This window comes from Staphylococcus borealis (assembly GCF_001224225.1).
GTDB classification, from domain to species: Bacteria; Bacillota; Bacilli; order Staphylococcales; family Staphylococcaceae; genus Staphylococcus; species Staphylococcus borealis.
The window spans coordinates 65590-91579 of sequence record NZ_CUEE01000009.1 but is presented as its reverse complement, the minus strand read 5'-3'; the positions used below and the strand labels follow the sequence as shown (position 1 = coordinate 91579).

Annotated in this window: 29 protein-coding genes and 3 pseudogenes; 21 read left to right on the top strand and 11 right to left on the bottom strand. The window is 33.7% G+C overall.

Translation table 11 applies throughout. The features are described 5' to 3' along the window. The 3 genes from AK212_RS13665 to AK212_RS10545 form a co-directional block, all read left to right on the top strand. Window positions 1-442, top strand: a 442-nt coding sequence (locus tag AK212_RS13665; protein WP_222149259.1) for a hypothetical protein, incomplete at its 5' end; no start/stop codon positions are given. Between the two features lie 68 nt (window positions 443-510). Beyond that, on the top strand, window positions 511-804 hold the full coding sequence (locus AK212_RS10550) for a phage holin (protein WP_053030791.1): 294 nt from the start codon (window positions 511-513) through the stop codon (window positions 802-804). Window positions 805-812: 8 nt separating this feature from the next. Then, window positions 813-2261 (top strand): N-acetylmuramoyl-L-alanine amidase, encoded by a 1449-nt coding sequence (locus tag AK212_RS10545; protein ID WP_053030789.1) that lies wholly within the window; start codon window positions 813-815, stop codon window positions 2259-2261. A 1193-nt stretch (window positions 2262-3454) separates the two neighbouring features. On the opposite strand, the pseudogene AK212_RS10540 reads toward AK212_RS10545, so the two are convergent. Both AK212_RS10540 and hypR read right to left on the bottom strand, forming a co-directional pair. Then, window positions 3455-3598 (bottom strand): annotated as a pseudogene (locus AK212_RS10540) (hypothiocyanous acid reductase MerA); the annotation flags it as partial. Next, the gene (gene hypR / locus AK212_RS10535) at window positions 3585-4025 is read right to left on the bottom strand and encodes a redox-sensitive transcriptional regulator HypR (protein WP_053030785.1); all 441 of its coding nucleotides are present in this window, start codon (window positions 4023-4025) and stop codon (window positions 3585-3587) included. The pseudogene AK212_RS10540 and the gene hypR, both read right to left, overlap by 14 nt. Window positions 4026-4155: 130 nt before the next feature. On the opposite strand from hypR, the gene AK212_RS10530 reads away from it, so the two are divergent. The 5 genes from AK212_RS10530 (at window position 4156) to AK212_RS10510 (ending at window position 8382) form a co-directional block, all read left to right on the top strand. Next, entirely contained in the window at window positions 4156-5091 is a 936-nt protein-coding gene (locus AK212_RS10530) for an aldo/keto reductase (RefSeq protein WP_053030783.1), read from the top strand. A gap of 250 nt (window positions 5092-5341) precedes the next feature. Beyond that, window positions 5342-5878 carry a flavodoxin family protein gene (locus tag AK212_RS10525; protein ID WP_053030781.1) on the top strand — a complete coding sequence of 179 codons (537 nt, stop codon included), beginning with the start codon at window positions 5342-5344 and terminating at the stop codon, window positions 5876-5878. A 115-nt stretch (window positions 5879-5993) separates the two neighbouring features. After that, a complete protein-coding gene (locus AK212_RS10520) occupies window positions 5994-6470 on the top strand; it encodes a GNAT family N-acetyltransferase (protein ID WP_053030779.1) in 477 nt (158 codons plus the stop codon). Between the two features lie 19 nt (window positions 6471-6489). Next, window positions 6490-7806 (top strand): HD domain-containing protein, encoded by a 1317-nt coding sequence (locus tag AK212_RS10515; RefSeq protein WP_174841475.1) that lies wholly within the window; start codon window positions 6490-6492, stop codon window positions 7804-7806. A gap of 69 nt (window positions 7807-7875) precedes the next feature. Next, window positions 7876-8382: a YwhD family protein gene (locus AK212_RS10510; protein WP_053030775.1), complete on the top strand. Its 507-nt coding sequence runs from the start codon at window positions 7876-7878 to the stop codon at window positions 8380-8382. A 686-nt stretch (window positions 8383-9068) separates the two neighbouring features. Here AK212_RS10510 and larC read toward each other — a convergent pair. From larC to larA, 4 genes and pseudogenes are all read right to left on the bottom strand, one after another. Continuing rightward, window positions 9069-10259 (bottom strand): nickel pincer cofactor biosynthesis protein LarC, encoded by a 1191-nt coding sequence (larC, locus tag AK212_RS10505; RefSeq protein ID WP_053030773.1) that lies wholly within the window; start codon window positions 10257-10259, stop codon window positions 9069-9071. Between the two features lie 15 nt (window positions 10260-10274). Next, window positions 10275-11028 (bottom strand): annotated as a pseudogene (gene larB / locus AK212_RS10500) (nickel pincer cofactor biosynthesis protein LarB). Between the two features lie 12 nt (window positions 11029-11040). Further along, window positions 11041-11868, bottom strand: a complete 828-nt coding sequence (gene larE, locus AK212_RS10495; RefSeq protein ID WP_053030806.1) for an ATP-dependent sacrificial sulfur transferase LarE — start codon at window positions 11866-11868, stop codon at window positions 11041-11043. Window positions 11869-11885: 17 nt separating this feature from the next. Then, window positions 11886-13154: a nickel-dependent lactate racemase gene (gene larA, locus AK212_RS10490; RefSeq protein WP_053030771.1), complete on the bottom strand. Its 1269-nt coding sequence runs from the start codon at window positions 13152-13154 to the stop codon at window positions 11886-11888. 298 nt (window positions 13155-13452) lie between these two features. On the opposite strand from larA, the gene adhP reads away from it, so the two are divergent. The 4 genes from adhP to isaB all read left to right on the top strand — a co-directional run bounded on the left by adhP (window position 13453) and on the right by isaB (window position 16188). Then, the gene (gene adhP, locus AK212_RS10485) at window positions 13453-14463 is read left to right on the top strand and encodes an alcohol dehydrogenase AdhP (protein ID WP_053030769.1); all 1011 of its coding nucleotides are present in this window, start codon (window positions 13453-13455) and stop codon (window positions 14461-14463) included. A gap of 107 nt (window positions 14464-14570) precedes the next feature. Continuing rightward, on the top strand, window positions 14571-15092 hold the full coding sequence (locus tag AK212_RS10480; RefSeq protein ID WP_053030767.1) for a VOC family protein: 522 nt from the start codon (window positions 14571-14573) through the stop codon (window positions 15090-15092). A 108-nt stretch (window positions 15093-15200) separates the two neighbouring features. Then, entirely contained in the window at window positions 15201-15329 is a 129-nt protein-coding gene (locus tag AK212_RS13950) for a hypothetical protein (protein ID WP_256323726.1), read from the top strand. Between the two features lie 316 nt (window positions 15330-15645). Continuing rightward, window positions 15646-16188, top strand: coding sequence for an immunodominant staphylococcal antigen IsaB family protein (isaB, locus tag AK212_RS10475; protein WP_053030765.1), 543 nt, complete (start codon window positions 15646-15648; stop codon window positions 16186-16188). A gap of 181 nt (window positions 16189-16369) precedes the next feature. Here isaB and AK212_RS13870 read toward each other — a convergent pair whose 3' ends face one another. The 4 genes and pseudogenes from AK212_RS13870 to AK212_RS10465 form a co-directional block, all read right to left on the bottom strand. Next, complete coding sequence (locus AK212_RS13870) at window positions 16370-16444, bottom strand: type I toxin-antitoxin system Fst family toxin (RefSeq protein ID WP_142237154.1); 75 nt, start codon at window positions 16442-16444, stop codon at window positions 16370-16372. Window positions 16445-16585: 141 nt separating this feature from the next. Then, window positions 16586-16873, bottom strand: a pseudogene (locus AK212_RS10470) (DUF4176 domain-containing protein). A gap of 370 nt (window positions 16874-17243) precedes the next feature. Beyond that, on the bottom strand, window positions 17244-17339 hold the full coding sequence (locus AK212_RS13440; protein ID WP_089535969.1) for a type I toxin-antitoxin system Fst family toxin: 96 nt from the start codon (window positions 17337-17339) through the stop codon (window positions 17244-17246). Between the two features lie 111 nt (window positions 17340-17450). Then, on the bottom strand, window positions 17451-17762 hold the full coding sequence (locus AK212_RS10465; protein ID WP_280513670.1) for a DUF4176 domain-containing protein: 312 nt from the start codon (window positions 17760-17762) through the stop codon (window positions 17451-17453). 511 nt (window positions 17763-18273) lie between these two features. Here AK212_RS10465 and AK212_RS10460 point away from each other — a divergent pair. From AK212_RS10460 to AK212_RS10445, 4 genes are all read left to right on the top strand, one after another. Continuing rightward, entirely contained in the window at window positions 18274-18921 is a 648-nt protein-coding gene (locus AK212_RS10460; protein WP_053030761.1) for a DUF5079 family protein, read from the top strand. 125 nt (window positions 18922-19046) lie between these two features. Further along, the gene (locus tag AK212_RS10455) at window positions 19047-19319 is read left to right on the top strand and encodes a hypothetical protein (RefSeq protein ID WP_244881442.1); all 273 of its coding nucleotides are present in this window, start codon (window positions 19047-19049) and stop codon (window positions 19317-19319) included. Window positions 19320-19420: 101 nt separating this feature from the next. Continuing rightward, window positions 19421-20086, top strand: coding sequence for a DUF5079 family protein (locus tag AK212_RS10450; protein ID WP_053030759.1), 666 nt, complete (start codon window positions 19421-19423; stop codon window positions 20084-20086). Between the two features lie 159 nt (window positions 20087-20245). Next, window positions 20246-20905: a DUF5080 family protein gene (locus AK212_RS10445; protein WP_242450168.1), complete on the top strand. Its 660-nt coding sequence runs from the start codon at window positions 20246-20248 to the stop codon at window positions 20903-20905. A 477-nt stretch (window positions 20906-21382) separates the two neighbouring features. Here AK212_RS10445 and AK212_RS13435 read toward each other — a convergent pair whose 3' ends face one another. After that, window positions 21383-21478, bottom strand: a complete 96-nt coding sequence (locus AK212_RS13435; protein WP_011276553.1) for a type I toxin-antitoxin system Fst family toxin — start codon at window positions 21476-21478, stop codon at window positions 21383-21385. Between the two features lie 288 nt (window positions 21479-21766). On the opposite strand from AK212_RS13435, the gene AK212_RS10440 reads away from it, so the two are divergent. The 5 genes from AK212_RS10440 (at window position 21767) to AK212_RS10420 (ending at window position 25986) form a co-directional block, all read left to right on the top strand. Continuing rightward, complete coding sequence (locus AK212_RS10440; RefSeq protein WP_053030757.1) at window positions 21767-22183, top strand: YwiB family protein; 417 nt, start codon at window positions 21767-21769, stop codon at window positions 22181-22183. Further along, window positions 22180-23841 (top strand): arginine--tRNA ligase, encoded by a 1662-nt coding sequence (argS, locus tag AK212_RS10435; RefSeq protein WP_053030755.1) that lies wholly within the window; start codon window positions 22180-22182, stop codon window positions 23839-23841. Before AK212_RS10440 ends, argS begins: the two co-directional genes overlap by 4 nt. Before the next feature lie 84 nt (window positions 23842-23925). Then, window positions 23926-24573 carry an endonuclease III domain-containing protein gene (locus AK212_RS10430; protein ID WP_053030753.1) on the top strand — a complete coding sequence of 216 codons (648 nt, stop codon included), beginning with the start codon at window positions 23926-23928 and terminating at the stop codon, window positions 24571-24573. A gap of 88 nt (window positions 24574-24661) precedes the next feature. Beyond that, window positions 24662-25426, top strand: a complete 765-nt coding sequence (locus AK212_RS10425) for a MerR family transcriptional regulator (protein WP_053030751.1) — start codon at window positions 24662-24664, stop codon at window positions 25424-25426. 65 nt (window positions 25427-25491) lie between these two features. Beyond that, window positions 25492-25986 (top strand): DUF805 domain-containing protein, encoded by a 495-nt coding sequence (locus AK212_RS10420; protein WP_053030749.1) that lies wholly within the window; start codon window positions 25492-25494, stop codon window positions 25984-25986. The last annotated feature ends 4 nt before the right edge of the window (window positions 25987-25990 follow it).

Genomic DNA, 25990 nt, shown 5'->3' with positions numbered 1-25990 from the left:
AACTACACAGCCTGTTACTGAAGAGACGACTTTAGCGTATGCTATTTCGCCATCCAAAGGTAAAAGTGCAACATTTGGTAATATAGTGTTACCTACCGGTTCACTCACTCAACCATCATTATCATTCGAAAAAGATCGACGTACTGGGTTTATGTATTATGCACCAAACACTTTTGCAGTTGTTAGTGGTTCCGAATTTATATATACGATGTACAATACATTAACGAAAGTGAAAGACGGTTATAATATCCAACTTGGAGATAATATAGGAACTAAAATTGGAACATCACCTAATCAGAAAATTGGCTTTTATGGTAAACCCCCTATCGAACAGCAAAAAACTTTATCTAACACAAGTGGTTATACGCTACAACAACTTGAATATGAAGTTAATGCTATAAAAAATGTATTAAGAAATATTGGTATAATTGCACAACAATAAAATGATAATAACCCCACAAGCTGACCTTTTTAGGTCGGCTTTTTTAATACAAAAATAGGAGTGATAAGATGGAAGTAAAAGTAATTGTAAGATATATCGTATTAATTATGGCAATCGTCAATCAATTTTTAGCAAATAGAGGACTTAGTCCTATTCCAGTAGATGAAGAAACAATCAGTACGATTGTATTAGCTGTTATCGGCTTGTACACAGCGTGGAAAGATAATCCGACAAGTAAAGAGGGACAATGGGCGAATAAGAAACTTAAAAAATACAAAGCTGAAAAGAAATATCGTCAAGCAACAGGACAAGCACCAACTAAAGAATATATCGAACCATCAGACTTAGATGAGTTAGGTTAGGTGATATTATGTTGATGACAAAAAAACAAGCTGAAAAATGGCTTGATAACTCAGAAGGGAAGCAATACAACCCAGATTTAAGTTATGGTTTCCAATGCTACGATTATGCAAATGCCTTTTTTATGGCTGTTACAGGCGAAAGATTATATGGTCTGTATGCTAAAAACATTCCGTTTGATAACGCAAACACAATTAAAAAGTACGGTCAATCAATCAAAAACTACGATAATTTCTTACCACAAAAACTTGATATTGTTGTATTCCCTGGTAAATACGGTAGTGGTGCCGGCCACGTTGCAATTGTAACAAGAGCAACCCTTACACAGTTTGAATGTTTAGAACAAAATTGGGATGGTCAGGGTTGGACTAATGGCGTTGTAAGTCCTGGTTGGGGACCAGAGAAAGTTACAAGACGTTGGCATTACTATGATGACCCTATGTATTTCATTCGTTTAGACTTTCCTACTAAAATTAGTGCGGGAACTAAAGCGAAACAAATCATTAAAAGTAAACAAGCTAGTAAAAAAACAAAGCCTAAAAAAATCATGATTGTGGCCGGTCATGGATATAATGACCCCGGTGCAGAAGGGAATGGTACAAATGAACGTGATTTCATTCGTAAAAACATCACACCACAAGTTGCTAAATACTTACGTCAAGCAGGGCATGAAGTTGCATTATATGGTGGCAGTAAACAATCACAAGATATGTATCAAGACACGGCTTATGGTGTACGTGTAGGTAATAAAAAAGATTATGGCATGTATTGGGTTAATAAACAAAAATATGATTTAATTGCAGAGTTCCATTTAGATGCAGCAGGTGCTAGTGCAAGTGGTGGCCATGTAATCATATCTAGTGCTTTTAATGCAGATAGTATTGATAAAGGTATACAAGATGTGATTAAAAACAACTTAGGTCAAATTAGAGGTATTACTAAACGTAATGATCTACTCAATGCAAATGTGTCGGCAGAAATTAACATGAATTACCGATTAACGGAATTAGGCTTTATCACTAACACATCTGACATGAATTGGATTAAAAAGAACAGTGACAAATATTCAAAACTGATTGCAGGTGCTATTCATGGTAAGCCAATAGGCGGTGTCGTTGCTAGTAAGCAAAAAGCTGCTCACAAAAAAGATGATATTGTAGCAGTGCCTAAAGGATATAAACTAAATGATAAAGGCGTTCCATATAAAAAAGAAAAGGGACGCTACACTGTATCAACTGTTAAAGGGAATAATGTAAGAACTGCCCACAATACAAAAGCTAAAATCACAGGTGTATTAAAAAATGGCGAAAGCATTATTTATGACGGGGCATTTGCAGTTAATGGTTATCGTTGGATCACATATTTAAACAATGATTTAAAACGACGTTATATTGCAACAGGTGAAATTGATAAAAAAGGAAATAGAACAAGTAGTTACGGAAAGTTTACTAAGGTATAAATTTAACGAAAGCAACAACCTTGTTAAATTTTATACAGGGTAATATACTATACTCAGATGACATTTCACTATATACTCGTTCGTATAGGGATAAGCATGACGGTGCTTGTCCCTGTTTTTGTGTTATAATGAAATAGATCTTAAGGAACAATTCATTTGAAAATGTTCCAATACGTATTGATCTAGCCATATCTCTATTCGGGGTATGGCTGTTTTTTTATGTTAAAATCAAATAGAAATTGCGGTACACATCTGCGGAGTGTATCTGAGGTCAACTGTTGCGACAGTTGGCCTATTTTTTTATGCTAAAATAGTTGTTTATTATACCCCTATGGGGTATAATACTTTTACTGGCATAACAGATAAGCCACAGTGATGTGGTGAAAGGTGCAGTTTGACGAACGGCCGGGTGGAAACATCTAACTTATGCAATTGTGTAAAACTAAAGGTTATCATCTAGGTGGTAACACTAATGTGAGTAAAGCATTATTCCCTATGGCAAATGCTCGGGGATTGGGAAAATGCCAAAGTACCATTAATGCCGTCGAACATTAGCTTTTTACATAAAGGTATAATAGTCCGAACCTATCAAGTAAGGGCGTATACCATGATTTGTATCTGTGGTGGCGGACAGTAATACAATGAGAATGGCTAGTACGATGATAAGGAACGTCATGACGGAGTGAAGCATTTCGTTATTCAAAAGATAACGAAACTTCTGGGGAAGCACTTCGTCGGTCAAAACAATTAATTTTACAATTGGCTAAATACAATTATATGTATTGGAAATTAAAACAAGCGAAAGACTTCCCCCGTTAGTGACGAAAGCACCCTAAGACTTCGCACGAAAGTGAATGAAGTTTGTTACTGTTTCGCAAAAACGGTAGCAATCTATCGCAAAGTAAAGCAGTCAAGGGACTTGCAAACCTTTGATTAATTGAAATCGGTAGAGTAGTCGCTAACGTAATGAGTGATTGGCATTACCAATCGGGTGTAGGCAGTACGTCGGGGACGGCGTGGATAAGAGAAGAACATATAATGTCTCTAAAGCTGCCTAAAGTAAGGTGTAGTCTCAACCTATACATAAACCGTACCTTAAATGGTGCGGTCTTTTTTATTTTAACCGCCTCGATTTCGATACGGTTATTCTAAACCCGTCGAATTCGATGGGGTATTTTATTATGGAAGTATGTACACTCAACATTGATGCATGTGCCGCCAAAATTATCTGAAGATTGTTCTACTAAAGCAACGTGTTGACCTTGTGCTGCTGCATATTTGGCAAGTGTTTTACCTGCTTTACCGAAGCCAATAACTAATAAATTATAATGTGTCATATATTGTGTCCTCCTGAAGTGTATCTTTGATGACGTCGTTAATTGTCAAGTTACGATAAAAGTTGAGCACTAGGGCAGTTTCTTGCGCTTTATATTTAGTCATAGTGGTTGCAATATGCTTAGAAATCGTACAATGACTCTCTTCACTACCAGTGAAAATACGTTGCGCAGGTGATTTATCTAACACAAAAAGTTGATACAGCGTATCTAACGTAATCGTGGGTGTAATCTCATTCGCTCGATAACCACCGCCTTTACCGCGACGTGTATCAATAAATTGTTGGTTATTAAGTATTGTAGCAACGCGTCTTAGTTGCACTGGATTAAGACAAGTAAGTGTTGCTAATTCCTGACTATTGAAATGTTCTTCTGAGTGCTTAGTGAGAAAGCTTAGCACGTGTACTGCAATGTTAAATTCTAAATTCATCGTAAACCGCCTTTAATGTAACTTGATTAGTTACATTAAAGTATATCTTATATAAAATGTCAATATGAATGTCTTAATCAGAATGGGGTAAACTACAAGTAGTAATATTTGAATAAAGGAGCGAGTATGAATGGCAGATTTAGTACAATTAGGTAAATCAGATGTTCGTGTATTTCCAATCGCATTAGGTACCAATGCAGTAGGTGGCCACAATTTATATCCAAATTTAGATGAAGAACAAGGGAAAGATGTTGTGCGCAAAGCAATTGATAATGGCATTACATTGCTCGATACGGCATATATTTATGGTCCTGAACGTTCGGAAGAATTAGTTGGCCAAGTGGTTCAAGAATACCCACGTGAACAAGTGCAAATTGCGACGAAAGGTTCTCATGTTATTAAAGATAATGATGACGTCATTCAAAACAATGACCCAGATTATTTAAAACAACAGGTTGAGAATAGCCTGAAACGTCTTCAAGTAGATTATATTGATTTATACTATATTCATTTTCCTGATGAAAATACGCCGAAAGATAAAGCAGTTGCAGCCTTAAAAGAACTTAAAGATGAAGGTAAGATTAAAGCAATTGGGGTGTCTAACTTCTCATTAGAACAACTTAAAGAGGCAAATAAAGATGGTTATGTAGATGTAGTGCAATTAGAATACAACTTATTACATCGTGAAAATGAAGATGTAATGGCATACGCGGCTGAAAATGATATTACATTTATTCCTTATTTCCCACTAGCGTCAGGCATCTTAGCTGGTAAGTATGAGGAAAACCAAACGTTTGATGATCATCGTGCGCCTCGTCGCGACTTCCAACCAGAGGTATTTAATGATAATGTGCGTCGAGTGAAACAATTGCAAAGTATTGCAGAAGCCCACAACACATCTATCGCCAATGTGGTTCTAGCATTTTATTTAACTCGTCCAGCGCTAGATGTAGTAATTCCTGGTGCGAAACGTGCTGAACAAGTTGTAGAAAATATTGAAGCGGCTAATATTCAATTAACAGATGATGAATTGAAAAAAATCGACGAACTATTTCCGATTGAATAACAAACGCGGATATAAAATAAATTAAAGTAATTTAAGCTCTTACACCGTTTATATTTGTGTAAGAGCTTTTTTAGAAACTTGAATAAATAGTAATGATTCTTTTTTATTTTACGAAAATGCACATATATCATATGAAATAAGGGTACTAGGCAAATATGCGAAATATTAAATTAATATGAAGTATTGATGTAGCGAACAAATTAAAAAATAATGGCATATTTTAAATATAAATTAAGAGAGAGGGATAGACATGATTACAGTTTTATTTGGAGGCAGTCGTCCAGAGGGGAACACAGCACAACTTACTAAGTATGCAATAGAAGGATTAGCCTATAATTGGATTGATTTAACAGATTACCAATTTAATCCTGTAAGAGATTTCCGTCATGATAATAAAGACATTACTAATTATACCGACGATTATAAACACATCATTGATCAAGTATTAGAAAGTGATACGGTGATCTTCGCATCACCAGTTTACTGGTACAGTATATCTGCATCTTTAAAGGCATTTATTGATCATTGGTCTGAAACAATGGTTGATCCAAATTATAGAGACTTCAAAGAACGAATGGCAAAGAAAGATTTCCGTCTTATTTTAGTTGGTGGAGATTGTCCGAAAGTGAAAGCAAAGCCTTGTATTACTCAAATGAAATATACGTTAGATTTTATTGGGGCTGAACTTAACGGCTATATTATCGGTACAGCTGAACGACCAGGAGATATTTCGAAAGATACATTTGCATTCGAAAGAGCTAAAGAATGGAATGAAACACTAATATAGATTTTGATGAAAGGTACGACAAATTACATCGATAAATACGCTATATTGAGCGATTGTATAACTACTGTGATATAATTTCATTATTAATTCCATAGTAAAGTCAGGAGAATCAAGTATGTTTAAAGTCAGAGAAGCCACATCAAATGACGTCGTAGCAATTAGAGATGTTGCTACTAAGGCATGGTATAACACATATTTAAATATTTATGCAGCATCAACAATTAATGAACTATTAGCTGCTTCTTATAATGAGCAACATTTAAAGAAACGCTTAGAAGAACAATTATTTTTAGTAGCCGAGGATAATGATGAAATTATAGGCTTTGCTAATTTCATTTATGGTAAAGAACTGTATTTATCTGCGCATTATGTACATCCAGAATATCAACACAAAGGTTACGGTTCTAGCTTACTTAAGCAAGGATTAGAACAATTTGATGGTAAATATGATGCAGTATATTTAGAAGTTGATAATAAAAATAAAGGCGCTATTCAATATTATCAAAATAATGGTTTTGAAATCGTACGTTCTTATCAACCAGAAATGTATGGAGAGCAAATGGATTTAGCTTTAATGAAGAAAAGTATATAATCTCTATCACTATACTGTAATGAGAGGAAGGATTTATTTGACGCAAACACCTTATGTTGAACAGAAATTAGCTGAAGAGAAGGTATTTAAAGACCCTATCCATAAATATATTCACGTCAAAGATCAACTTATTTGGGATCTCATTAAAACGAAAGAGTTTCAACGTTTACGTCGTATAAAACAATTAGGTACATTATATCTTTCTTTTCATACTGCAGAGCATAGTCGATTTGGTCACTCTTTAGGTGTATATGAAATCGTACGTCGTATGATTGATGAATCATTTGTTGGGCGTGATGCGTGGAATAATGCAGATAGACCATTAGCTTTATGTGCAGCATTATTACATGATTTAGGGCATGGTCCATTTTCACATAGTTTTGAAAAGATATTTAATACAGATCATGAGGCATTTACACAAGCCATTATTACAGGACCTACTGAAGTGAATGAAGTCTTAAGTCGTGTATCTGATACTTTTCCTAAAGAGGTCGCGGATGTTATTAATAAAACACATCAAAATAAACTTGTCATTTCTATGATTTCATCTCAAATTGATGCCGATCGAATGGATTATTTGCAAAGGGACGCTTATTTTACTGGTGTCTCTTACGGTACATTTGATATGGAACGTATTCTACGTTTGATGCGACCTTCTAAAGATGAAGTACTCATTAAAGAAAGTGGGATGCATGCTGTAGAGAACTTTATAATGAGTCGTTATCAAATGTATTGGCAAATATACTTTCATCCGGTTAGTAGAGGCGGGGAAGTTTTACTAAATAATTGTTTGAAACGTGTCAAGCAATTGTACAAAGAGGGTTATCATTTTAAAATGTATCCTGAAGATTTTGTTCCTTTCTTCGAAGAGAAGGTTACAATCGAGCAATATGTTGATTTAGATGAAGTCGTAGTGCTTTATTATTTAAAGCGATGGATACAAGAAGATGATGCCATTCTTAGTGATTTAGCACGTCGTTTTATCAATAGGGACTTGTTTAAATATATTCCATTTGATGGTTCAATCATTACTATTACTGAACTGCAAGAGTTGTTTATAGAGGGACATATTGATCCTAATTATTATTTCGTTAGTGAAGCTTTCTCTGATTTGCCTTATGATTATGATCGACCAGGATCTAATAGACAACCAATACATTTATTAAGACGTGATGGTAATATTAGAGAAATTAGTAGCCAATCACTTGTTATTTCTAGTATTACGGGTATTAATCGTGAAGATTATAAATTGTACTATCCTAAAGAAATGATTCTTAATATCGATAATCCACAAATTAAGGGTTCAATTATTAATTTACTTAATGAATTGAATTAAGCCATTGAAACTTTAATATATAACACATAATATAGAAATTATGAATTTAAGTTTTCGGAGGTGTCACGTGTGTCTGAGAATAAAGGTTTTAAATTTAATATTATCAAGAATGACCCGCTTGACGGACATAAAGGAACGAATATTGGTGCAATTAGTTTAGATAATATTGCCCCAGTATTTATAGATGTAGCTAATAAAGAGGCGTTTATTGATATAGGCGGTATGCATGCGCGTGCTCAAGTTGAAAAAGGTGTTAAATGGATAACTGACAAAGCGGAAGTCGAAGGCGAAGAAGCTAAAGAATATTGGCTTTGTTGGGTGACAACTGAGCGTAGTGAAACTGGACCTTATTATGCCGGTGTTACTGCATGCTATTTATTAGTTAACAAGTCTATACGCCGTGGTTATAAGAGTATGCCTGAACATGTCAATATGATGGATAAGTCTATGAAACATAAAATTATGATTGATCATATTGGCGAAGAAAATAAAAAAGTGTTGAAAGACTTTTTAATATCGCACAATGAGGATATGTGGAATAATTCGAATGACGAATTATTCAAAGCTTTTGAATAGTATAAACAGTACTAAGCGTGGGACGCTATTCTTAATAGCCAGTAAGTGAATTTTAATAAGTTCATTTACTGGCTTATTTTCATACATTGATAAAGTATGTCAGTCTCATTTCGCTTAAGTTGTAAAGAAATTCTTAGATGAATATTTACTCAATTTGTTGCGACGCTTTCTTGCGGGAAAGACTCTAAAGTAGTTCTTTGATTTTAATCATTAGAACTACTTACTTAAGTGTGTAAACACTTAAGTTCCTCAACCCCAGCTTGCTTTGTTTGTAGATTTTCATATTGAAAATCTCTTTGCTGGGGCCCCGCGCGCAAAAATATTCGTAGTTCATCTTTAGAATTTCTTACATAAGTGCGCTAGCACTTATGTTCATTAATAATCAACATAGGCGTCGCTCAACTACGTTCCATTACCCATTTTAGAACTACTTCAGTCTGGGGCATAAATAATATAATAGTGCTATTTAGCAAATTCGCAGTAGCTGACTGAGCTGAGAAGGCGCTTAAATCAAGCTTTTCTCAGTTCTAGTCATCCTTGCGGGGGTGGGACGACGAATTTAAAAGAATTCTGTCCCACTCCCATATTATAAAAGGCAATTCCTACAACACTCTAATAGGAATTGCCTTTTGTATTGATATTAGATTTGTTTGTTTAAATCAATTCTGGTTCTACAAACGTCGTAATTATTTTAAAGATTCTCCAATATGGTATTGATTATTTATAGTGTTCATTACGGTATTATACACTTGATGTAATGGTATGGTTTTATGTTCGCTTATGGCTTTAATATCGTCAAACTCAGGTTTCATTTTTAAGATTGTTCCATTTTTTAAAGCGAATTTTACTTTTATTTGACCATACGGAGTCTCTATATCACGGAAAGCTCTTTTTAAAATGTGTCTATTCACTGTGTAACTACGAACGCCTAGTGATGATGTATGTGTTAATACTAAATTTTCAATGGTTTGTTTATCATTAATTTTGCATAAGACTGTCAATTGAATTGCAGGGCGATTCTTCTTCATTGTAATAGGTGTAAAGTAAACGTCTAGTGCGCCTGCTTTCAATGTCGTGTCCATAAAATGACCTAACATTTCTGGAGTCATATCATCAATTTGACACTCTATGACCTGTACTTGGTCGTGAGAAACTTGTTGGTTATCTTGGAATTGAATGACGCGTAAAACATTTGGAAAATCAAAGTCTTTATTACCTGCCCCGTACCCAATTTCTTGCATTGTTGCAGCTGGGAAAGGTCCGAATTGAGTGACTAAACTTTTAGCAAACGCTGCCCCTGTTGGTGTAGTCAATTCGCTTTGTACGTTAAATGCTGCGAGGGGTATGTTTTTTAGAATTTCTGCAGTAGCAGGTGCCGGTATTGGATAAATACCATGTGCAATATTAATTTTCCCGTTACCTGTTGGAATAGGGGAACAATAGAGCGTATCGATGCTAAGTTGTTCCAATGCGATACAGCCTCCGATAATATCTATAATTGAATCCATAGCACCGACCTCGTGAAAATGAACGTCTTCTATCGTCATACCATGGATTTTTGCTTCGGCATGTGCAATCGTATTAAATATTGCTTTACTACGTTGCTTAACACGTTCTGGCAACTGACTATCATCGATTAATTTGAAGATATCAGACGCTTTTCGGTGATGATGATGTTCATGAAAATCAATCTTCAGCGTCATAGCATGGATACTTTGTTTAACTTTCTTATTAAAGTGAAGCGCAAAATCATCGATAGGTAATTGTTTTAATTCGCGTTCAATTGATATAGGGTCAGCGCCTAAGTCAACTAGTGCGGACAGCAACATGTCACCAGCAATACCAGCATGGCAGTCTAAATATAAAGCATTACTCATAATTGTAGCTCCGTTCTATTGATTTTCTAGCATCTTAATAATCATTGCAGCATTATAACCTGCACCAAAACCATTATCTATATTTAGTACGCTTGTACCTGGTGCACAAGCATTAATCATCGATAATAAAGTGGTTATACCATTTAGGTTGGCACCATATCCAATGCTAGTAGGTACAGCATATACAGGATGATCGACTAAACCGCCAACAACACTTGCGAGGGCACCTTCCATACCAGCAATAACAATCGATACTTTACCACTGCGAATATCATGAATATGTTCAAATAATCGATGGATACCAGAAACACCTACATCGTAATAACGATTAACTTGAATACCCATTACTTCAGCTGTGACTGCAGCTTCTTCAGCGATAGGCAGATCAGATGTACCGGCGCAAAGGACTGAGATACAGTGATGTGATTGATTAATAGAATCAAGTGGCGTACAGACTATATTTGCTTCAGCATAATAGTCTAAGTCTGGGTGTTGTTGTAAAACATAAGATGCTTTTTCTTCATTAATACGTGTGACTAAAATAACATTGTGATGATTCGATAGACTTGTAATGATTTGACTGATTTGTTCTTTTGTCTTACCTTGGCCAAATATCACTTCAGGAAATCCTTGTCGCTTCGCTCTATGTAAATCAATTTTAGCAAAGCCCAATTCGTCATAATGACTGAGTTGGGCTTTAGCTTCATCAATGGATATTTGATTTTACACCTTCGAGCAAGTCTTCAATAAAGTTAGAATCTTTACTCATGAGTATACGTCCTTATACTAATTTAGTTGCTTTGGTATCAATGACTTCATTCATACTACCTGTTCTGTAGCCTTCTAAGTCAACAGTAACATAGTCGAAACCAAGTTCTTTTAAGCGTAATGTAATGTTATCTTTGTTTCTAATTACAGTTGCCAAATCATCTTCTGATACTTCGATACGTGCAATATTGTGATGGTAACGGACACGTACGTTATTAACACCTAAACTTAAAATGTGTTTTTCAGCTTCATTGACTTTATTCACTTTAGTAAAACTTAATGCTTCACCGTAAGGAATACGTGAAGCTAAACTACATAAAGCAGGTTTGTTCCATACAGGCAGATCGTGTTGTTTACTTAATTCTCTAATTTCTGATTTATAGAGTTTGGCTTCTTGCAGTACACTGCGAACGCCATATTCATCTCTTGCTTTTAAACCTGGACGGAAATCCTCTAAATCGTCCATAATCATACCATCTAATACATAGTTGAAACCTAACTCTTCTTTAATTTGAGTTAATTTGCCATACATTAAACGTTTACTATAGTACCAGCTTTCGGGTGTGTTTTTAACGATATTTGCATCTTCTAATTCAGCCATTTCAGTTTCCATAACGTCGATGCCTAATTCGCGACCTAATGCAATGGCTTGATCGAATTCTTCATTTCTGAAAAGTTCAGATTTAACAACAACCGGTTTAACATTTTCAGTACCTAATACATCCATTGCTTGTTTAAGTACTAAACTACTATCTACACCACCTGAAAAAGCAATTACGACACTGCCCATATCTTCTAATAATTGATTTAATTTAAGTTCTTTATTTTGTAATTCAGTCATGTTTATCAATCCTTTCATTATGCTTCGTCTTCTACGTAAGGAATCGTTAATGGACCTTGTGGCATAACACCAATACTTAATTTTCTGCCATATTGCGCTTCTAAATCGGCAATCGTTTGTTCAATATTTGATGTTGGATTTAGCATTGAGTCTTTAAGTTGTTGGTCAGTTAACTCTGAATACACATATACATTTGCGAATGTTTGAATACTGGCTTGTTTTTGAACTTGCCATTGGTCCACTTCTGAAAAGTTCGGGTCATGAATTAAGTCTAGAATACCTTGTGGCGTGTCAGCCATTTTGAATATTTCGGCGAATTTACCATGATCAGGGAATCCGTCTGCACACTCAGATACCATAATGATATTGCCGCCTTCTTTTACAACTTTACTAGCAGCACTCATACCTTTAACGGTTTGATATAAGTTTTGGTCGAGAGGGTAGCCGGAATTTGAAGCAATAACCACATCGAAACGGTCATCACATTTGAACATTGCGTGTTCTTTAACGTAAGCACAACCTTCTTTATGTGCCTCGAAGACATCGCCACCAAATGCAGCTGTAATTGCTTTATCTTTATTTAATGCGACATTTAACATGAAGTCAGGCTTGCACATCGTATTGACTTCACGTGCCATATCTTGAACAGGATTATCTTCTAAATTACCCCAAGTTGAGCGTGGATCACCAATCATTTTGGCGTTGTGGAAGGTCTTAATTGTTTCAAGACCAGCGATACCTGGCATAATTCCTTTAGGTCCTCCAGAGAACCCAGCAAAGAAATGGGGTTCAATAAAGCCCGTTACGATTTTGAAGTCAGATTCAACGTAGTCTTTATTTAGATATGCATCACAGCCATATTTACTATGTCCAACTTTCACTAAACTTTCTTTTTCGTCGCAGTGATTGTGAACGATTTTTACGCTATTAACAATATCTTCACCTAACATTTGTACGAGTTCGTCACGTGTTTGATCACGGTGTGTACCTGTACCATTAATAATTACGAAATTCTCACGTGGCACATGGTTTAATTCCTCAATTAGTAAAGGTACGAGTATGTGATTCGGTGTTGGTCGAGTAATATCACTAATGACGATTGATACAATATCATCCTTATTAACCAATTCTTTCAGTGGCTTAGAACCTGTTGGTTGTCGCAAAACATTTTGAATTGCTGAAGTATAATCATCTAATGCTTCTATCTTTTGAGGTTCTATGACTGTACTATCATCAGGAACATTGACTTCTACTTCAGACTTTCCATATAGGACATGTGTTTTCACTAAAAATCCCTCCATAAGTCTTGATGCAATAGTTGTAATTAAGCAATTAATTAATTGTTATATGTAAAATTATAGCATAACTATATCGCGTTTTTTAATGGTAAGTGCGTAGTAGTCTAATGGTATTAGCATAAGTGGTATTAATCATTTTATAAAAAGTAAAACAGTAAAAAATAAAATGTTTGAAAATTAAAAATAATTAAGAGAAAATGATTCCAATTCTGTAAGCGATTGCATATAATGAGTGTAGATTTACAAATTTATCATTAAATGTTAATTGAACAAGGAGTGATTGACCATGAAAGCAGCAGTAGTAACACATGATCATAAAGTAAGTGTAGAAGATAAAGAAGTACGTGCCTTGAAACCCGGTGAAGCTTTAGTTCAAACAGAATATTGTGGTGTATGTCATACTGATTTGCACGTTAAAAATGCAGACTTCGGTGATGTAACTGGCGTAACATTAGGCCATGAAGGTATTGGACGTGTTATTAAAGTAGGTGAAGGTGTCGATTCGCTTAAAGAAGGCGATCGTGTCTCAATCGCTTGGATGTTCGAAAGCTGCGGCCATTGTGAATATTGTACAACAGGACGTGAAACATTATGTCGTGATGTTAAGAACGCAGGTTACACTGTTGATGGCGCTATGGCTGAACAAGTTATTGTTACAGCGGATTATGCAGTGAAAGTACCTGAGAATTTAGACCCAGCGGCAGCTTCTTCAATTACTTGTGCTGGTGTAACGACGTACAAAGCTGTAAAAGTAAGTAACATTAAACCAGGTCAATGGATTGGTGTATTTGGCATTGGTGGTTTAGGTAACTTAGCACTTCAATACGCTAAAAATGTATTTAACGCTAAAGTTGTTGCATTCGATATTAGTGATGATAAGTTAGATTTTGCGAAAGAATTAGGCGCAGATGCGGTTGTGAATACTAAAAATCAAGACGCTGTTGAAGAAGTAAATAAATTAACTGACGATAAAGGTTTAGATGCGACAGTTATTACTGCAGTAGCTAAAACACCATTCAATCAAGCAGTGGATGTTGTGAAAGCTGGCGCACGTGTAGTAGCTGTAGGTTTACCTGTTGAGAAAATGGACTTAGAAATTCCACGTTTAGTTTTAGATGGTATTGAGGTTGTTGGTTCATTAGTAGGAACACGTCAAGACTTGAAAGAAGCCTTCCAATTCGCGGCAGAAGGAAAGGTTGTTCCAAAAGTACAAACACGTGAATTAGAAGAAATTAACGATATCTTTGAAGAAATGGAACAAGGAACAATTACCGGACGTATGGTAATTCAATTCTAATAACTCATATTAATAGGTAAGAGAGTGGGTTCAATTTGAATTCACTCTTTTTTATTTCTCACAAATTTAGGGTAAATATATTTGAAAGCGAAAAGGAAGGTGTTTATATGAGCCATATTAAAGGGATTAATCATATTGGTTTAACAGTGTTAGATATTGATAAAGCGACAACATTCTTAAAAGAAGCGTTTGGCGCTAAAATTGCGTATGATGCATTAACGTATGATGATGAACCACGTGAAGGTGTAGAAGTTGAACGTATGCTAGGTTTAACTAAAGGGGCAAAAATTGTGCGCCAAAGAATGATTGTGATTGGAAATGGTCCGAATATTGAAATGTTTGAAGTAAAGAGTAATCATCAGAAAGATCCACTTAAACTTGAAGATTTGGGTTATCACCATATTTCATTCATGGTAGATGAAATTGAAGCGGTATTAGACAATGCCATACGTGCAGGCGCTGAACCACTATCTGAAACACATGATAATTCAACTTATGAAGATTCGAAAGGTAGTAAGAGTGTGTACGTTAAGGCACCGTTCAATGCCTTAATTGAGTTACAGACTATACCAAATGGTTATTATTATCCTAAAGATAGTGAAGCAAATGTATTTATTCCTGGTGAGTAGGGTGTATTAGCAACAATAAATTAACTGTTTAAATTTATAATAAAGTTATTTGATGTTATAATTATTTAATGAATATAAATTTAATCTATGAAGTTAAGAGGACAACAAATGAAAAACATCTTATTTGTAGCATCAATCGGTTTCGGCATCATTTTCTTCTATAAATATAAAACCCTTTTGGAAAAATATCGTTATGACATTGTAGAACTTGAATCAAGCGAAGATATTTTAGAATGAAAGCAAAAATTAATAGACTATGATGGATAGACGACATTAATTTATTAGAAATAGAATATCGTAATATACTTAAGAAATTAGTGTTTAAAAAACTATTCGATAAGGTGCATCCCTAAGGTTGAGCTTAAAATTTAACTTTATGGGGTGCATTTTTATATGGTGAACATAGCAAATATGAATCATAATTATTTCGGGATGAATAATGTTTTAATAGATGTAAAATTGCAATTTTAGAAACATTGTTGTAATATTGTAAACAAATCGTAATATAAAGATTGTTATGACGATTTGACTAAGAAATGAGAGGAAGATTCATATGAATAAAACTGCCAAAGCAATTGTTAGTGCAACTTTAGCCATGGGAACAGTATTCGGAGTCGGAGCCTCAGTAGAACAACCACACAATAATCAAGCACATGCAGCTACTACACCATATTATACGTATAGTGGCTATGTAAATAACGATGGTTCATTTTTATTAAATAAAACGTTTAAAAATGCGGTTAAGTATGGCAATGTTACGTTTAATGGAACTAAAATAGTACCTCAAACGGGAACAAGCAGTAAGTTGAACAACTTTAGTAAATATGATCAAAACTTCTTTTCAGTGAAGTCTGGAAAGAAAACAGCAACATCTGTCCAAATTAAGGTAAACAATGTAACTGTGAAACAACTTAAATCTGTTTATGGTAGCGATCTTGTAGAGCAAGCAGATGTTCATGGTCATAAAAATCCTAATAGCGATGATTATAAATTAGTTGGTGGCCAAAATGGTAATTATCATACACCCGTAACGTTTGTACAAAAGAACGGTAAAGTACAATCAGCAATTATTGGATTCGAGGGCTCAGGAGCTTAGAATAGAAGGAGAACGCAATTTCAAAAATAGTTGGAGTACGTACTATTTTGTTAAAGTAATCGTCAATTGTATTCTTTCTTTATCGAGTGTTATATTATGTCTGTTGAAAATTATATGCATATATGTACCAACACCCTCACTATTGCGAGTAGTGAGGGTGGTTTTGATGTGGTTATGCCGCCTATTTATCGTTACGTTTACGTAACCAATGCGTAAACAACGCAACGATACATTCACTGATGACTGTGGTTGTGATATTAAGCTTCCACCATTTATCAGGTACCTGCGCCCTGCGTTTAAATTGACGCTTAAGAGATAAAGGATCTAAAAATTCTCGTATCTGCCAATTTGCGATGGCATATAACTTTCATTAAATCAAACCAAAGCTATCTTTTTGTTAAACAGTACCACGTTGAATATCTTTATCCAAATTATCGATCATTTCTTTAAATAATTCTTGAAATCTTGTTTCATCTTGATCAGAGTAGCCCCAAATATAACTTTATCAATATTCTTTTCATTGGAAATAATAGATTTGCGCTTCTACAATACCAACTGGGTATTTACATGCTGAATAATCGAACATATACTTTTGACTCTCAATTTCTACAATTGGCCCTCGATTGATAATCATTAACTTTTGAGAACCTTCTTTTAAATATATAATGCTTCCTATTGTTTCCATTTTATCTCACTTATCTTTACTTTTATTTTAGATTGATTCAAATTTGATATGTTTATTTACTCTGATTGACTTAGCTTACTTATAAATACCTCTTCGTTGTCATATGTAATGAGGTTCATTAATGAAAACATGAAAAATATTAAGGGACTTCCAATATAAATCATAAGATTGTTTTGAACACCAAAAATAAGTCCTATCATTTGTAACAATACTCATTTTCAGATTCTATCCCCTTTATATTCCATAATTTCAATTTTGCATTCCTATCCAGTATGGTGTTATAATGTAATTAACAAAGATGTCTGCATTTGATGCACCAAACCCCTCACTATTGCGAGTAGTGAGGGGTTTTTTGGTGTGATTATGCCGCCTATTTATCATTACGTTTACGTAACCAATGCGCAAACAACGCAACGATACAACCACTGATGACTGTGGTCATGATGTGAACAAAGATATCTGTCATTTTTAGCACCTCCTCTCTGCGTCTAGATTGACGCCTGAGAGATAGGCGACCTTAATATTATATCATCTACGAATTTACGATGATAGGTAACTTCTAATAAGTCAATTTATGTTAAATTAAATCAAAATTATCTTTCTTTTGAACAGTACCACGTTGAATTTCTTTATCTAAATTATCGATCATTTCTTTAAATAATTCTTGAAATCTTACTTCTTCTTGATCAAAGTAACCTTCAAATATAACGCTATCAATATTCTCTTCATTGAAGTAATAGATTTGATCTTCTACAACACCAACTGGGTATTTACATGCTGAATAATCGAACATATACTTTTGACCCTCAATTTCTACAATTGCCCCTCGATTGATAATCATTAACTTTTGAGAACCTTCTTTTATATATATAATGCTTCCTATTTTTATATGTATATATAGTTTAAGATTTTGTCAAAGCAAATAAATTAAGATATATAAATTCTATTATTAAGAATATACTTAATAGTGATATTTACTGTATGTAAATATTTATATTGAAGTGGTAGGTAACAAAAAACTTAAAAATATTAAAATATGAGATTAAAAGAATTAAAGAATTGTTTACTTCTAATGGTATTTATTCAATGGGACCTATTATCTTTAATGAAGAAAGTGTTGGCATGAGGCTGGGACATAAATAATATAATAATGCTATTTTGCAAATTCGCAGTAGCTGACTGTACTGAGAAGGCGCTTAAATCAAGCTTTTCTCAGTTCTAATCATCCTTGCGGGCGGGGGCCCCAACAAAGAAAATTTCACTAAGAAATTCAACAAGCAAAGCAAGTTGGGAGAGGGACTACGAATTCAAAAAGAATTCTGTGCCACTCCCACGCTTAACAATATACTTTATAAGAGCCTTAGCAAATCAATTATTTCAATATTTTAAAGGAGAAAAAAATGGAAAATAGTTTAAAAAAATTACGAAAACCAAGTGTTCAAGTGATGAATGTACTTTCATTATTAATGATTTTAGCGGGGGGAGTGCAATATTTTTACAGTTTAACCATTGAAAGAACACCTATTTACTTAATCATTACTACATTGATAGAAATAATTATCATCTTTTTTGGATTTATACAACTTTTCGAAAAGAAAGATAGTATTGAACTAAAGACGGCCAAAAGATATTTAATAATTGGTTGTTTGACTGGTTACTCGACTTACTTATCATTTTATAATTCATACTTTTTCATGGCAGAAGAACATCATATTAATTTAACTACTTTTTGGGTTGTTGGCTTTCTATTTCTATCAATATGTGCAAGTGCGCATATTTGTAAACTATTATTAATGGCAAGTAAACCTTCATGGCTAAAAGGTAATAAATATGTTTGGATTCTGGCGTTAAGTGTTATAGCATCAACAATTTATGTTCAAAAAATTGTTGAATATATATTAATTCCTAATGTTGCAGAGTCACATTTTGTAATCATAGTTAGTATGATAATGATATTTGTTGCTAACTCATTAGCAACTCAATATTTCTTGCTTTATGGAGAGGTCTATACTGCAATAGAAAATACAAGTAAGCAGGAGAGTATATAATGGAATTAGACGTATTGATAATGCCTCATATAGCAAAAATGGAATTTTCTATTCATCCAGATTATTGAAAGTATGAGATGTACTAAAGAAGTGTTTATTTCGAATAATATTTATATATAGATGGCATGCTAGTTGTTGGATCAAATTTTGCCTCTGAAAAATCTATGCAAAGAAAAATAGTTGATTCTGTCATTGACCTTGGTGCAATGGCTGCCACAACTGGAACATCAACTGCTATTGGTACAAGTATTGGTGGTCCGTTAAAAGCAGCTGATGGTCTAGTAGCTGGGATGACTATTTCGTCTTTATCAGAACAAAAATTAGTTGGCGGTAAGTCTGCAACGGATATAGCTAAAGACAAAGCGAACGAAAAAGTAACGGCAACTAGAAATTCATAAGCATGGAAAAATACAAAAAAACAACCAGTGATGCTATTAATAATGTAAAACACTTTGGAACATCAGTAAGTTCAATATTTTCATAAAGGTGGTCAAATAAATTGGAAGAATCATTAAATCGTTTAAGAAAACCAGCAATACAAGTAATAAATATATTATCATTACTGTTTATATTTGTTTCATATGTACAATATCTATTTGATCTTACACTTGAAAAAACACCTAGCTATCTAATCATTACTACAGTGCTTGCATTAGTTGTTAATTTACTTGGACTATTCCAATTTTTTGAAAAGAAAATTGATAATCCCATAAATAAAGCGAAGCGATATTTAATAGTAAATATATTAAGTCTCTATGTCTCGTATCTAACTTTATATAATTCGTATTTTTTTATGGCAGCTGAACATCATTTTTATTTAGATAAATATTGGTATATTGGTTTTATAACATTACTTTTTTGTACAACTATGCATATATTAAGTGTATTATTAATGAGATTTTCTCCCAAGTGGTTAAAATATGATAAAAGAATAGTAATTATTATTTTGAAGGCTATTGCTTCGTTGATATATATACAAAAAATTATAGAATATATAATAATTCCAAATATAGCCGATTCCCATTTTATATTTTTACTGTCAATATTGTATATTTTTGCATGCAATTTTTTGGTGACTAGTTATTATTTATTATATGGAAGAGTATTTACTGATTTTAGTAAACTAAGTGAAGATAATAAAAAAAGATATGGAGTCAATAAATAATGGAATTAGACGTATTGATAATGCCTCATATAGCAAAAATGGAATTTTCTATTCATCCAGATTAGTGGGAAGATGATATGAAAAGAGTTAAAGGTTATTTATGTCGTACGATAGTTTAACAATGGATTTCATTATATTTAATAAAGAAAGTGTTTTGGCATGAGTGAAGTAAAAGTCAAGGTATGGGGGGGTGTCTACCACATAATGGATATTCTACTTATTATAATCGTATTTGGTCTGTTTTATTTAGTACATTTTACATCTGTTATGCATTCGGGTGGTCTTAAAGTATTGCCAGTAATGACATATATTATAGCGTTCATTTTATATTTAATACCTGTGATTCTCATAAAAGAAGAAAGCGTAAATCAGTTTGAAAACTTGATGCTCATATTGAATATAGGTGTGTTGCTGTATGGAATTATGGGTGTAAGGGGGTTATGGTCAAGACCCTTAAAAATAAAGATTCAGGAGTTAACTAAGGCACCAGATAAAATGATTACACAACAGAAGTATGACAAAATTGAAAGTATGAAAATTAATTTAGACATAGCTAAATATAAAGGTATTATATCGCTACTGATGTCGTTTATTTTTATGATCACCATGTCAATTAAAGCATCCACACAGTATAGAGAAGATTTTGCAATTGGAAACTTTTTCATACTATATATTTTTATCGCACTATTTGTTATTTACATAATCATAAATATCATTTTAAGAATAATAAAAGGACGATGGAGACTCATATCTATAAGACCATTATTGATGTCAATATGGGTAATTATTCTCATTATGATATTAATAATACATAGGTAGGGAGATAAATACATCGACGTTTTTGAGACAACATTTAATACATAGTACTATTGCACATGAAGAGAGGGGAATTTACACTCTCTTTTTGTGATAAATAAATGATTAAGAAAAAAATTCATCCACAGTGTTACCAAATAGTCTTGCCAAATTAAATGATAATGTCTATGTAGGATCACATATTGTTTTCTATTACATTAATAATTAGTTATTATCCCGATATATGTGAGAATGATGTTACCTAAAAAAGAAACTACAATTTTAAAATATGTTGTTTTTCTAGTATCGAATATATCGCACACCTCAATTTCTACCGTTGTTTAATATGTTTCTTCTCATTAGTTGAGTCATCGTATGAAATCATTTTGCATTTCTCTACTCACCAGTGTTATAATTTAGTTAACAAGGAAACTAGCATAGATGCACCAATCCCCTCACTATTGCCGTAGTGAGGGGATTTTTTGGTGTGACTATGGTCGCCTATTTATTATTGCGATTACGTAGCCAATGCGTGAATATCGCAATAATACAACCACTGATGACTGTGGTCGTGATGTGAACAAGGATTTCTAGCATAGATTAGCACCTCCTCTCTACGCCTAAATTGACGCCTGAGAGATAGGCGACCAGTATATTATATCATCTCCAAATACACGCTGATAGTTTACTTCTAATAAGTCATTTTATAGTAATATTTCCCAAGATTTAACCTATATACTGTTCTTTTTATTACTCAATTTATCAAAATAGATGATGATACTTATATATCCTAAATGCTTCAAAACTGAGAAGTATCACCTACATGCACTATCTAAATTATGCTATAATGTGGTGTATTAATTAGAAGTTAAGGTGAGGCAAACGTTGGATAAGAATATACACATTCAAACGAAGCAAGTCTTAAAACAAAATGGTGAAAAACAAAAATTTGAATTTGCTACTCAAGGTTCTTGGCAAACAAAGAATGCAGATTATATTCGTTACCAAGAACAAATTGAAGATGCAGTCGTCAATGTAACGATTAAAATCGAAGCGCGAGGCGTCAAATTAATACGCAAAGGCGATATTAATATGAATCTTCACTTTGTAGAAGGTCATGATACGACTACACTTTACGATATTCCAGCTGGACGTATCCCTTTGACTGTTAGAACACGTAGTATCTTGCATTTTGTGAATGAAAATGGTGGGAAGCTAAAAATTCAATACGAGTTACATCAAAATGATGAAAAAATGGGCTCATATCAATATGAAATTAATTATAAGGAGATAGGCGAATGAATATTATTGATCAAGTAAAAACAACTTTAATACAAGAAATTGAAACGAGTATTAAAAAAGCTGGTCTTGCTGAAGATATTCCAGATATCAAAGTTGAAATACCAAAAGACACTAAAAATGGAGATTACTCAACTAATATCGCAATGGTATTAACTAAGATTGCGAAACGTAACCCACGTGAAATCGCTCAAGCGATTGTTGACAACTTAGACACAAGTAAAGCGAATGTGAAGCAAGTAGATATCGCGGGTCCTGGTTTTATTAATTTCTATTTAGATAATCAATATTTAACTGCAGTTATTCCAGAAGCGATTGAAAAAGGTAATCGATTTGGTTATGCTGAAGCATCTAAAAATAAAAATATCTTATTAGAGTATGTTTCTGCCAACCCAACTGGCGATTTACACATTGGTCATGCAAGAAACGCTGCTGTTGGTGACTCACTAGCTAATATTTTAATTGCAGCAGGTTACAATGTAACACGTGAATATTATATTAATGATGCTGGTAATCAAATTACTAACTTGGCACGTTCAATTGAGACACGTTTCTTTGAAGCGCTTGGTGATACAAGTCATGAAATGCCTGCAGATGGTTATAATGGTAAAGACATTATCGAAATTGGTAAAGACTTAGCTGATAAGCACCCAGAAATGAAAGATTATTCTGATGAAGAACGTCTTAAAACATTTAGAAAACTTGGTGTTGATTATGAAATGGATAAATTGAAAAAAGACTTAGCTGATTTCAATGTCCACTTTGATAATTGGTTTAGTGAAACATCACTATATGAGAACGGGGCTATTGATAACACATTAGCTAAAATGAATGAACTCGGTTACACATATGAAGCGGATGGTGCAACTTGGTTACGTACATCTGATTTTAAAGATGATAAAGACCGTGTGTTAATTAAAAAAGATGGTAATTATACTTATTTCACACCAGACACTGCGTATCACTACAACAAAATTAATCGCGGTAACGACATTTTAATCGATTTAATGGGTGCTGATCACCATGGTTACATTAACCGTTTGAAAGCCAGTCTTGAAACATTTGGTGTAGATAGTGATCGTCTTGAAATACAAATTATGCAAATGGTACGTTTAATGCAAGACGGTGTCGAAGTGAAGATGAGTAAGCGTACTGGTAATGCGATTACTTTACGAGAAATTATGGATGAGGTTGGTATTGATGCTGCACGTTACTTCTTAACAATGCGTAGTCCGGACTCTCATTTTGATTTTGATTTAGAACTTGCAAAAGAAAAATCACAAGATAATCCAATTTATTACGCGCAATACGCACATGCACGTATTTGCTCAATCTTGAAACAAGCAAAAGAGCAAGGTGTTGAAGTTACAACTGATGCAGACTTCTCAACAATTACAAATGAAAAAGCGATTGAATTATTGAAAAAAGTAGCTGAATTTGAATCAACAATTGAAAGTGCAGCAGAAAGTCGTGCACCACACCGTTTAACGAACTATATTCAAGATTTGGCATCTGCATTCCATAAATTCTACAATGCTGAAAAAGTATTAACAGATGATGCAGAAAAAACGAAAGCACATGTAGCTTTAGTAGATGCAGTTAGAATTACACTACACAATGCATTAACATTAGTTGGTGTATCTGCACCTGAATCTATGTAATCAAGAGAATTATATAAATTTTGATATCACCCTCATAAATTTCGATTTGTGAGGGTATTATTATGTAAAGATTGGAGTGAGAGTATGCCAACGCTTACGACTGAAGCACTTTATAACATCTTATTAGACAATATGGGTCCGCAACATTGGTGGCCGGCTGAAAGTCCTAAAGAAATGATGCTTGGTGCGATATTAGTACAAAATACGAATTGGAACAATGCAGATATGGCGCTAATGCGTTTAAAGGAAGAAACCTGTTTTGATCCTCAAACCATTTTGGCTTTACCATTAAATGAACTACAAGACATCATACGTTCTAGTGGCTTTTATAAAAATAAAGGGAAGGCCATTCATGCGTTATTCAATTGGCTAAACCAATACAACTTTGACTATGATGCAATTGCGCGTATGCATGGTGATACGCTCAGACAGGCATTGTTAAACATACGCGGTATAGGTAGTGAAACGGCTGACGTGTTATTGGTGTATCTTTTTCAAAGAATAGAATTTATTCCTGATCGATATACACGACGCTTGTATCATAAATTAGGCTATTCAAACACAGAGAATTACGATAAATTTAAAAAACATATAACACTACCAGATTATTTTACAAATCAAGATGCCAATGAATTTCATGCATTATTAGATAACTTTGGGAAACATTATTTTAATGGCAAAGGAAAGCAGAAATATACGTTTTTAGATCATTATTTTATAAAAAATGATTGACTTTAACGTTACGTCATAGTGCATACTCCTGAGTAGATGAGTGAGGTATGAATGATATTGAAAATAAAACAAAGTGGAGAATAATACAATGTTAAATCACAACTATTTTACACCGAGTGAAGTGAGCAAAGTGACGACGGTTAGTACAAGAACATTGCGTTACTATCATGAGATTGGTTTACTAGTACCTAGTTATGTAGACGATAATGGCTATCGCTACTATCATTCACAAGATATTGCAAAGCTACAAACGATCTTATTTCTTCGACAGCTCAATTTATCTCTCGAAGATATCCAATTATATTTTCAACAAAGTATTACTAATAAAAATGCAATATTAGAAGATAACTATGCCCAAATTGTTCAACGACGAAATCAGCTAAATCAAATCATTGATTACCTCAAACATCATCTAATAAATCATAGTAACGAGGAGATTAATATGGACCAATTCAATCAATTTGATGTGACAGAACAATATGATAAAGAAGCTGAATTGAAATATGGCGATACGGATTATTATCAGTCATATAAACAACGTAGAAATCAAATGAACGATTCTGATAAGCAGAATAATGATAAAGATACAAATGACCAATTCACCCAATTTTTCAATGAAATGAATCACTTATTGGAAAATGGCTACGCAGCGGATGATGTGCATGTATATCAAAATATTGAAGCTTTAAAAGGCATTTTACAACGACAAGTGCCTAATGCAGATAATCAATTTTTAGAATATATCGCACTTACTTATGAAAGTGATGATCGCTTTGCTAAGAATATAAATAAACATCGCAATAATCACTTGAATGAGTATATCGCAAAAGCAATCCAAGCGTATATCAAATAAAGTGTTTCCTTCAATCCTTTATTATGTAATGATTATACTGAATCATATTTAAAGGAGACGCTATAATGATTGAGTCGTACCAATTATTTTGGAGAAATTATTTTAATGTACAAGGTCGTACACGTAGACGACATTACTGGTATGCAACACTCGCGAATATTATTGTACTCATTTTATTAAGCATACTTACCGACGTACTCACTTGGATAGTTGGCGGTGGCGATATGTTTTTCAAGATTATTTATGAAACGATTGATGTCATTATTCTAATCGGAACATTCACCATGTCGGTGCGTCGATTTCATGATGTTGGACGTACGATGTTAATACCATTAATTATGTTAGTGTCTATGTTACTAAGAGGATTAATTGTATTACTCGAAACGATATCTGATACGTATTTAAATCAATTTTACGCTGATGTTTCTTTAATGGCTTCGACTGTAGTCATACTTGTTATATCAGTTATATTATTAATTATCTCTATTTTCGCATTAATTTACTGCGTTGCGGATAGTGAACAAGGTACAAATGAATATGGACCTAACCCCAAAGCATAGTGAG

Excerpts from the sequence above, each read along its gene's own strand:
- AK212_RS10520 (WP_053030779.1), top strand. The coding sequence starts at position 5,994 with ATGTTTAAAGTCAGAGAAGCCACATCAAATGACGTCGTAGCAATTAGA.
- AK212_RS13435 (WP_011276553.1), bottom strand. The coding sequence starts at position 21,478 with ATGCTAGAAATCCTTGTTCACATCACGACCACAGTCATCAGTGGTTGT.
- isaB (WP_053030765.1), top strand. The coding sequence starts at position 15,646 with ATGAATAAAACTGCCAAAGCAATTGTTAGTGCAACTTTAGCCATGGGA.
- AK212_RS10430 (WP_053030753.1), top strand. The coding sequence starts at position 23,926 with ATGCCAACGCTTACGACTGAAGCACTTTATAACATCTTATTAGACAAT.
- AK212_RS10525 (WP_053030781.1), top strand. The coding sequence starts at position 5,342 with ATGATTACAGTTTTATTTGGAGGCAGTCGTCCAGAGGGGAACACAGCA.
- larE (WP_053030806.1), bottom strand. The coding sequence starts at position 11,868 with ATGACTGAATTACAAAATAAAGAACTTAAATTAAATCAATTATTAGAA.
- hypR (WP_053030785.1), bottom strand. The coding sequence starts at position 4,025 with ATGAATTTAGAATTTAACATTGCAGTACACGTGCTAAGCTTTCTCACT.
- AK212_RS10420 (WP_053030749.1), top strand. The coding sequence starts at position 25,492 with ATGATTGAGTCGTACCAATTATTTTGGAGAAATTATTTTAATGTACAA.
- AK212_RS10425 (WP_053030751.1), top strand. The coding sequence starts at position 24,662 with ATGTTAAATCACAACTATTTTACACCGAGTGAAGTGAGCAAAGTGACG.
- AK212_RS10530 (WP_053030783.1), top strand. The coding sequence starts at position 4,156 with ATGGCAGATTTAGTACAATTAGGTAAATCAGATGTTCGTGTATTTCCA.
- AK212_RS10515 (WP_174841475.1), top strand. The coding sequence starts at position 6,490 with ATGAGAGGAAGGATTTATTTGACGCAAACACCTTATGTTGAACAGAAA.
- AK212_RS10460 (WP_053030761.1), top strand. The coding sequence starts at position 18,274 with ATGGAAAATAGTTTAAAAAAATTACGAAAACCAAGTGTTCAAGTGATG.
- AK212_RS10480 (WP_053030767.1), top strand. The coding sequence starts at position 14,571 with ATGAGCCATATTAAAGGGATTAATCATATTGGTTTAACAGTGTTAGAT.
- AK212_RS13440 (WP_089535969.1), bottom strand. The coding sequence starts at position 17,339 with ATGACAGATATCTTTGTTCACATCATGACCACAGTCATCAGTGGTTGT.
- larC (WP_053030773.1), bottom strand. The coding sequence starts at position 10,259 with ATGAGTAATGCTTTATATTTAGACTGCCATGCTGGTATTGCTGGTGAC.
- argS (WP_053030755.1), top strand. The coding sequence starts at position 22,180 with ATGAATATTATTGATCAAGTAAAAACAACTTTAATACAAGAAATTGAA.
- adhP (WP_053030769.1), top strand. The coding sequence starts at position 13,453 with ATGAAAGCAGCAGTAGTAACACATGATCATAAAGTAAGTGTAGAAGAT.
- AK212_RS10545 (WP_053030789.1), top strand. The coding sequence starts at position 813 with ATGTTGATGACAAAAAAACAAGCTGAAAAATGGCTTGATAACTCAGAA.
- AK212_RS13950 (WP_256323726.1), top strand. The coding sequence starts at position 15,201 with ATGAAAAACATCTTATTTGTAGCATCAATCGGTTTCGGCATCATTTTC.
- AK212_RS10445 (WP_242450168.1), top strand. The coding sequence starts at position 20,246 with ATGAGTGAAGTAAAAGTCAAGGTATGGGGGGGTGTCTACCACATAATG.
- AK212_RS10550 (WP_053030791.1), top strand. The coding sequence starts at position 511 with ATGGAAGTAAAAGTAATTGTAAGATATATCGTATTAATTATGGCAATC.
- AK212_RS10455 (WP_244881442.1), top strand. The coding sequence starts at position 19,047 with ATGCTAGTTGTTGGATCAAATTTTGCCTCTGAAAAATCTATGCAAAGA.